Genomic DNA, 8,370 nt, shown 5'->3' on the forward strand with positions numbered 1-8,370 from the left:
TCACCGCGCAGTGGCGCTGTCAGTCATGAAACGCCTATCTGATACGGCGCAAAAACTTTCATGAATCTGAGAGCAAATCTGAGCGTTTTTTTTTGAATCTTTTGATCGTCAGCAAAGCTGTCAGCTAGCTTTCCAGTTACAATTTTTGCTTGAGATCTGGCCTCTCCAATACCTGCAATCTCGCTTATTTGAACCAGACGGGAATTACTCAAAGTACTAGATGACATTTTTACACCTATAAATTGTACAATTCACTTTTTTATATTCATTGAAGTATGAATTACATTCAAAACAAGTATTATATATGAGTCAATATAGCTTTAGATGAATTATTTTACATCTTTCCATTATAATGCTTATCATAATTTGAAAATATTGAGTACTTTAGCTAATTTATGCCCTGACATTTTATTTTTATATTCGAATCATCTTCAATGAAACGATCTTACTCTGGGTGCGTAGTAGATTATTTTCTTGCATCATTTGTTTTGTAGAATTTTCTTTCAAGTCCCAACTGGACCAAATATGCATGTGTGGGCGCCCAGGAGATGTCAGCAGTTCATCGTCAGAATGAGTGAAAGAAGTCCAATTCCTACTGCGCATCCTGCAAACAATGGCGCAGACCTAAAGCCAGATGAGCGTTGCGACTGAAAGCAAATGCGTTTCGGCCAACATGTAACTCTATTTTATGGCAGATATCTCATATCAGCTGGGTTGCACTGCTAGAGGTGCTTGTCAGTATGAAAGCTCGTTACTCTCCCACAACTGATCTATCTACGAAATCTGGCTTAGCAGTCACCATAACTAGCAACTTCGTTTATCCCCTTTGTCGAACTTGTTCGGCCTTGATGTACGACAAATGACTTGCCGCTCCCCCCTTAAAGTTACTAACGTATAGGAAGCTTTGATTGCATCCATTGAAGGTGGGAAATGTCTGTACCTGTAACTCAAACTGCAAATCAAAAACTGCGAGATCTTATTGATGCCGGTGTTCTGGAACCTGATCGCTTAATGGCAGAAATGGCATTGGCTGATCGACAAGATCCGCTGCAATGGCGCGGATCCTTCCAACATCGCGTTATAAATCCTATTGCCAGGCTCTTGGGGCGCAACGTGGGCAGCATCGAGGGCGCTAAAGATCGGGAACGCTGGCGGAAGGTTAAAAACTTCGTCCATGACAACCCCGGAACGACCAACTGGCCAGGATTTGATAAGTTCCAGCATTTCATTGTCGGAGCAGAAATCACGGCATTAACCCAGGGCTTGTTTAGCCGGCAGGCTGGATTGGCAGCTGGAGTTGCAGGAGAGGCTTATGACCAGGTCAAGCGGTACTCCAATATATTTCTTGACAGTATAAGCGCTGGTGGACACCTCAAGCCGCATCAGGTCGGTTTTGACCCCGTCGATGCGGAGTTCACGATGCAAGGTGCTGCCTTCGCCCAGATCTCATCTAAAATGCCGGAAAAGGGAATGGGCTCATTCACCGGGGCACTCGACCGGTTCGGAGTTTCAACATTCTTCGAACAGCAAACAAGCCAACAAAACCCAACTCTTGCCCAGAATGTGTTTGAGAGCATAGCCGACTGGTTCGACTATACTGAACGATATGCCAGCATGGAGCTTCCCACTGAACTGCTTGATCAGTGGGAGCAGAACGCTGCCGAAATGAAACGCCGCCATGGTCAAGCCACCTTAGGGATCAACATTTCCGGAGAGAGCGCGATCGATGCTAACAGCGTCACGTTCTCGAACGAGCAGGTCGAACACTGGTCCTTATTTGATGAGGGCACTCAGTTAGAGTTCGATCTGACCGACCTTGATTGGGGGCACGAAAGCGACCTGGCCAATGGCAAACTGGGCCAGACCTTGGGCGCTGAACTGTCAGCTAAGCTCTCCCGCGATGAAGTTTTCAAAATTCGAAACACCGCAATTCAAGAACAGCATTCCTTCTTCCGTGGGCTCAGCAATATCTTTGACGCTTTTGGCATGCAATCGGAAGCAACTGCCAAGATGTTTCAGGCCATTGAGTTGATTGGCATGATCCGCTCGACAACTATCGCCCTTCAATTCTCTCAAATCGGCGCGATGTCTGCGTTTGCTGCCTATACAAGCGTACTTTCGGCCGCGGCTTCACTTTTTTCTTCAAGCAAGCCTGACCCAGTTGCCAAGGCACTCGAACAAATCATGAAGTCTTTAAGCGAAGTCTATGGCGAAGTTCGAAAAATCCGCCGGGAAATGCATCAACGCTTCGACCGCCTGGACGATCATCTCACAGACATCTCCATCCAGCTTGGCCTACTTCAACGACAAACTGCCATTTCCGCCACACAGCAGCGCAGGATCCTGCGACGGGTCGAGGAAATTCTGAGACGAGATTTACGCAACATCCTCGAGGGCCAGCGGGCTATACGGCGCGATATTATCAATCTCGCCGAGGGCAGCGTTCTTGGTGAAGTTGATAAGTTGATCATCGAACGTCAAAGAGATGGCGCAGACGATTACGACGCCAATACATATCGCGAACGCGGACCACGAAACCTATTGCCTTGGATCAATAGAAATGGACGCATCGTTAGTCGTTTCTACCTTGAACAGGATCGCAGCACACCAACAAACGCGGTTTCGCTAGCAGCCAGCACAAACTATCGTGGACGTGATCATTGGCCGGACGGACGCCCGCTAAATCCTAGCTTTGTAAGTTTTTTTACATTGGATGCTACCGATACGGTAACACCAACAATCCTTGCGCCAGAAGTATTCCAGATGTGCGCTTTATCGTATCGCAACCTTGTCTTGCTTTTCCCTGAGTTTCACTATCCCCTGCCCGGTGCAGCCTCCAGCGCAGTGAATACCGAAGCCGACCTTATCGAATTGATCGGTAACGGAAGAGAGATCATTCGCTACCGAACAGCGATCTTTGATCTTCGCTACAACTTGGGACAAGCTGAAGTCGACGTAGATTACGCCATTGCTCTCTTTGATATTTTGCTGCGCATCTCGAACGAAATCCGGTCAGAAATCACACGGCTGCATATGCATATCGTCACTGAACGAAGTGGGGAAATGAATGGATTTGATCCCTTCCTTCTTGGTCCAGTTAGCGAGATAGCCTTGCCGGGCAAACCGGCTGACAATAGTTCTCGCGATGCAACGTTAGCGCTATATGGTGCAACCGCACCTTTGGAACCGTTGCGCGACGCCATCAGGGGTGTTGCTGGGTCTGGAAAAACGGAATACAAGCAAGCGTTCTCATCGGTCCAACATCACTTTGAGGCTCCAGATCGCCAGACGAAAGTTGACACAGTGCGCAACGCCGCACAGCTCCCTGTCCTTCAACTCCAGCGCTTACATCAAAGGTTGAGCGAGTTCCAAGCAATGCCAACCGGCTACGATGGCCCGCGTCCGCAATATATCCAGATCCCCATCGCATGGTTTGAACGTCTTCCAACAACTTACGTACTGATGCTACTCTCAGGTCAACTGACCTTGCAGGCCGAATACGATCCTTCGCAGTTGAAAGAGCATTGGTATGAGCCTGACTTCCCAGTTCAATGGGGCAATGTAAAGTACCACGCACGGATAGAAAGGAATAGCTGGACTCTTCCCAATGGCCCAGTAAGCAGAGCATGGAATGGCGAGTACATGCGTAATGGTAGATCAATAAACAGCCGTTGGGCCAAACAAGAATTAAGCGGAACCATAGCCATCAAACTTGTCCTTACCAACCTTGAGGGGGCAACGGTTCTATCATCCGCACTTTCTTTCGCCCTAGCTAGGCAAGAGTTCAAGATTGAGGCCGACTACCTTAGCGGAACAATCAACCATCACTATGATCGTGATGTGCCGCGACTTGCGGGTTTATTTGCGGAAAAAGTCACTAAGCATCTGGAAAACACATCGATAGAAGACTTCCGACAAATGATTGAAGTAACGCCTGACAGCATCAATCATGACTCTGCCTATCAATCCAAACGAAACGCTCTGATCAGTGACTTAGCCGAGGAAATCATCAACAGCCCTGAAATCGAAGATCTTCTGGATGAAGCCGATAGCATCTTTCACATGATAGATGATGGCCTTCTGCCGTTCATCGATCCTATGGATCCTGATGGTGCGTCTCTCATTCAAACCTATCTTGAGGCGCGCGGGCGGTTTACCAAGAAAGGCCTTAGGAATACGCTCTTGTCATTGAACGCTAGCATCAAAAATGGCGAGGGTCCGGTAGATGACATGTACAAGGACGTATTCCAATATGGCCTTGGTGGTGGTGCAATGGATGAAGTCGGTGCAGCTGCCTGGCAAGCGATAGCCGCACCTTTAGCAGCTCTTTCGTCAGTGCGTGGCGAAGGAACATCTGTAGAAATGTACAACGATGAAACTTTCGAAACCATCCAGATGCTTGAGGAACTCCGTCAATTGAACAAGGCGATGATCGCACGGGCTAACATCCAAAGCTGACGTCGCTTTGCTCCTTGTAGGAGAGGAAAAAAGTCTCAGGAATCCTGAGACTTTTCGAGCCTATTAACGGACGTTAGCCGGAGCGCAATCGTTCGCAGATGCTGTAAAACTGCTGGCTAATCTTTGTTGCCATTCGGCTTATTATGGATCAGCTTCAGCCTGAGCGAGACATTAACATAGGACTGATCTGATCAGCTTGACACTGATGGCCACTTCTTTCTCATTCTTTGCTGTGTGGCTCAATTATTTCAAGCTGCCGAATTAACTGTCGATTTAGCTCTTCACTGTCCGTCGTCAAAGATAGTTGGACAAAATTGGCTTTCGATTAGTGGAGTGTCTGGCCCAATTGCGTGTTGATGTTAAGCGGCTTGTGCGTGGTAGCGCAAGCGTCGGTTTTGAATAGTTCTGCGTTTAATCATTTGCCTGTGTTGCTGGATCTTTTTATCCCTCCCGCAATAGGCGTCGGCTGGCGTCACATTGCCAATGCTCTCGTGATAGCGGTGATTGTTGTAGTAATCGACAAAGTGGCCGATCTGTGCTTCCAAGTCCTCTGACATGTAATAGTTTTCGAGCAGAATGCGGTTCTTCATGGTCTGGTGCCAGCGCTCGATCTTACCTTGGGTTTGCGGATGATACGGCGCTCCGCGCACATGCTTCATGCCCTTTGTCTCCAGCCAATCGGCCAAATCCGACGACACGTAAGAGCTGCCATTGTCAGAAAGTAGGCGTGGACGATGCAGCACGGTGGGTTGTTCACAGCCCGAGGCATCGAGTGCCAGTTGAAGGGTGTCGGTGACATCCTTGGCTTTCATCGTGGTGCACAGCTTCCAGGCAATGATGTAGCGGGAATAGTCGTCGAGCACGGTTGAGAGATAAAACCAACCCCAGCCGATGATCTTGAAATAGGTAAAATCAGTTTGCCACTGCAGGTTCGGTGCTGTGGTCTTATCCTTGAACTCATCAGCAGCCTTGATGACCACATAGGCTGGAGATGTAATCAGGTCCTGCGCCTTCAGCAGCCTGTAAACAGAAGCCTCTGAAACAAAATAGCCTTTCGTGTCTATAAAGTGAACCGCGAGCTCTCGTGGTGATAGATCTGGTTCTTCTAGCGCCAGTTCAATAATCTGCTCTCTGATCTCATCGGGAATACGGTTCCATACTTTTGAGGGACGTGAAACCCGATCCTCCAGCGCGTCAACACCGCCTTCCAGATAGCGATCATACCAAGTGTAGAACGTAGAGCGCGGAATGCCTAGAAGCTCCAAGGTGCGTTTGATTGGTTGATGAGATCCTTCAACCAGCCGGATAATCTCCAGCTTCTCGTGAGCGGGGTACCTCATTCGTCGTCTCCCCCATCCTCGAGAACGCTTTTTTTAAGAAGCCGCAGTTCCAGAGCCTGCTCGGCGACAACTTCCTTAAGGTCTTGCGCCGGATATCTTTAACCGCCTTCTCAGCTGCAGCGCTGGCGGTCCGTGTGTTGTGCCCCATTGTTCACTCCTAATCTCATGATCATGAGCCAAAACACTCCCTTATTCAAATTAACCGATCTGTCCATAAGGCTTCGATGGGGAACAGTCTCTGATCTCAAACCAATTCAGATGCCGAATATGGATATGGAAGAGCTGTTTGAGGCCCGTAAAAGCTTTAGTGAAGAGCAATGGATCGATGTTCTGCTGCGCTCCACTGGGATGGAGCCATCCAATTTCGAAGAGCGAGCCAAATGGCACCTGCTTGCCCGTCTAATTCCGTTCGTTGAAAACAACTATAATGTTTGCGAACTCGGACCTCGTGGTACCGGCAAGAGCCACGTTTACAAGGAATGCAGTCCCAACAGTATTTTGATTTCGGGCGGTCAAACTACAGTTGCCAACCTGTTTTATAACCTTGGTAGTCGCACCGTTGGTCTGGTAGGCATGTGGGATATTGTTGCTTTTGACGAGGTTGCCGGCATTACCTTCAAAGACAAAGACGGCATCCAGATCATGAAGGATTTCATGGCTTCAGGCTCGTTTGCCCGCGGGCGTGATGCCATAACCGCCTCCGCTTCCATGGTGTTTGTTGGCAATATTAATCAGCCTGTCGATACCATGGTTAAAACGAGTCACCTGCTCGCTCCGTTTCCTGAAGTGATGATTGATTCAGCCTTTTTCGACCGCTTCCATGCATATATTCCCGGCTGGGAAGTGCCGAAAATGCGGCCGGAGTTCTTCACCAATCAATATGGCCTTATCACCGACTACCTAGCCGAATATATGCGCGAGATGCGCAAACAGAATTTCAGCGATGCCATTGACCGGTTCTTTAAGCTCGGCCGTGATTTGAACCAGCGTGATACTATTGCCGTAAAACGCACCACATCAGGTCTGTTGAAGCTGCTTCACCCCCACGGGGCCTATGACAAGGAAGCGGTGGCAAAATGTCTTGAATATGCTTTGGAAGCACGTCGACGCATCAAAGAACAGCTGAAAAAAATCGGTGGCATGGAATTCTATGACGTTCATTTTTCCTATATCGACCAGGAAAGCTTGGAAGAGAAGTTTATCGGCATTCCTGAACAAGGCGGCGATAAGCTGATTTCTGCTGAACAAATGAACCCTGGCGTACTTCATACCATCTCCAGAGGCAGCGGCGGTCATTTGGAACTGTTTCGTTTGGAAACCCAAACAACCGCCGGTAATGGCAAATTGACAACATCAGGTTTTGGTTCCAATTCTGCCGCCAAAGAATCTTTAAAGATCGCGTTTGATTATTTTAAAGCCAACGCTCATCGGGTTAGCGCCAATATCAGAGCGGGCGAAAGTGATTTCCATCTCCATAATGTGGAAATGCACAATACCGGCGCAAGCAAGGTTATGACCTTGGCCGGTTTTGTTGCGCTTTGTTCTGGCGTACTGCAAAAGCCCGTCCAGGCACAAATGGTTGTCTTGGGTGATATGAGCCTTGGTGGTAGCATTGTGCCCGTTGAGAACCTATCAGAGTGTCTACAGGTAGCCTTTGACAGCGGTGCGAAACGCATATTGTTGCCTATGGCCTCGGTGGTAGATATTCCTTCAATCCCGGGTGAGCTCTTTGCCAAGTTCCAAACCAGCTTTTACGCCGATCCCACGGATGCGGTGTTTAAGGCGCTGGGTGTTGAGTAGCGTGGGCTTTTAAGCCCGGGTTTGAGAACCTATTAGGGTGCTTTCACATTAACCTGACGATGAACGCAAAAGCCTGCAGTAGACATATTTCAGGCCGGAGTTTGGGTTACGCGTTTCCATTGGACAAAAGCGTTGATGCGGTGAAGGTGGGTGTTGATCACGGAGCGTTGGTTGCGAGATGGAACGAAGAAATTCCGACAGCGGCGAATGGTTTTATACGAGACCATAATGCCGCGCTTCAGCAGCATTTCTTCCACCTCTCGCAGGCTGAGAGAGAAACGGTAATCCCCCAGTTAATTGATCGAGTTAAAATTAGAGATGTTGTTGCCTCATATTGAGGACTCACTATTGAAGAAATCTCGTTTCAGAGATTGCGCAACACTTTACCTAGGCTGTACTCAACCCTTGATGGAAACGTCCGAAGGCCCGCTCATGGCCCTCGACACTAGCAACGGCCTCTCACTTACCTGAGTTCTCGCACTTGCAGCGAACTTCCGCTTTCCGCACTAAGCAACAAGCTGAAAGAGATTGACCTGTAGTTGAGAAGCAGCGCTGACTAGAAGCACCTAGATCTGGGTTGAATGGCCGGTATTGGTCAAACAAGTCTTGCTGAGCAGATGACGGAATTACATCTGGTAATTCCGTCATCTGCTCGAGCACTTCCAGTGGAGGTGTTACTCCCTGTCGTATCTGCATAACGGAGAATGCATTGTTTACGCGGTGCCGCTTTACTGAAGTTATTCAGGGTAAATGACGGTAACTCTTTGTACCC

Annotated in this window: 3 protein-coding genes and 2 pseudogenes; 2 read left to right on the top strand and 3 right to left on the bottom strand. The window is 48.5% G+C overall.

Annotation, left to right across the window (positions count from 1 at the left end):
• Window positions 1–23: 23 nt before the first annotated feature.
• Entirely contained in the window at window positions 24–227 is a 204-nt protein-coding gene (locus PsAD46_RS18490; protein WP_063307580.1) for a hypothetical protein, read from the bottom strand.
• Window positions 228–930: 703 nt separating this feature from the next.
• Here PsAD46_RS18490 and PsAD46_RS18495 point away from each other — a divergent pair.
• The gene (locus PsAD46_RS18495; RefSeq protein ID WP_063307581.1) at window positions 931–4,458 is read left to right on the top strand and encodes a histidine kinase; all 3,528 of its coding nucleotides are present in this window, start codon (window positions 931–933) and stop codon (window positions 4,456–4,458) included.
• A gap of 359 nt (window positions 4,459–4,817) precedes the next feature.
• Here the strand turns inward: PsAD46_RS18495 and PsAD46_RS18500 are convergent.
• Window positions 4,818–5,901, bottom strand: a pseudogene (locus tag PsAD46_RS18500) (IS3 family transposase); the annotation flags it as partial.
• A gap of 68 nt (window positions 5,902–5,969) precedes the next feature.
• On the opposite strand from PsAD46_RS18500, the gene brxL reads away from it, so the two are divergent.
• Complete coding sequence (gene brxL / locus PsAD46_RS18505) at window positions 5,970–7,598, top strand: protease Lon-related BREX system protein BrxL (protein ID WP_275496401.1); 1,629 nt, start codon at window positions 5,970–5,972, stop codon at window positions 7,596–7,598.
• Window positions 7,599–7,798: 200 nt separating this feature from the next.
• On the opposite strand, the pseudogene PsAD46_RS28650 reads toward brxL, so the two are convergent.
• Window positions 7,799–7,956, bottom strand: a pseudogene (locus PsAD46_RS28650) (IS6 family transposase); the annotation flags it as partial.
• Window positions 7,957–8,370 lie beyond the last annotated feature (414 nt).

The sequence above is a fragment of the Pseudovibrio sp. Ad46 genome, from assembly GCF_001623065.1.
Classification (GTDB): Bacteria; Pseudomonadota; Alphaproteobacteria; order Rhizobiales; family Stappiaceae; genus Pseudovibrio.

Excerpts from the sequence above, each read along its gene's own strand:
- brxL (WP_275496401.1), top strand. The coding sequence starts at position 5,970 with ATGAGCCAAAACACTCCCTTATTCAAATTAACCGATCTGTCCATAAGG.
- PsAD46_RS18495 (WP_063307581.1), top strand. The coding sequence starts at position 931 with ATGTCTGTACCTGTAACTCAAACTGCAAATCAAAAACTGCGAGATCTT.
- PsAD46_RS18490 (WP_063307580.1), bottom strand. The coding sequence starts at position 227 with ATGTCATCTAGTACTTTGAGTAATTCCCGTCTGGTTCAAATAAGCGAG.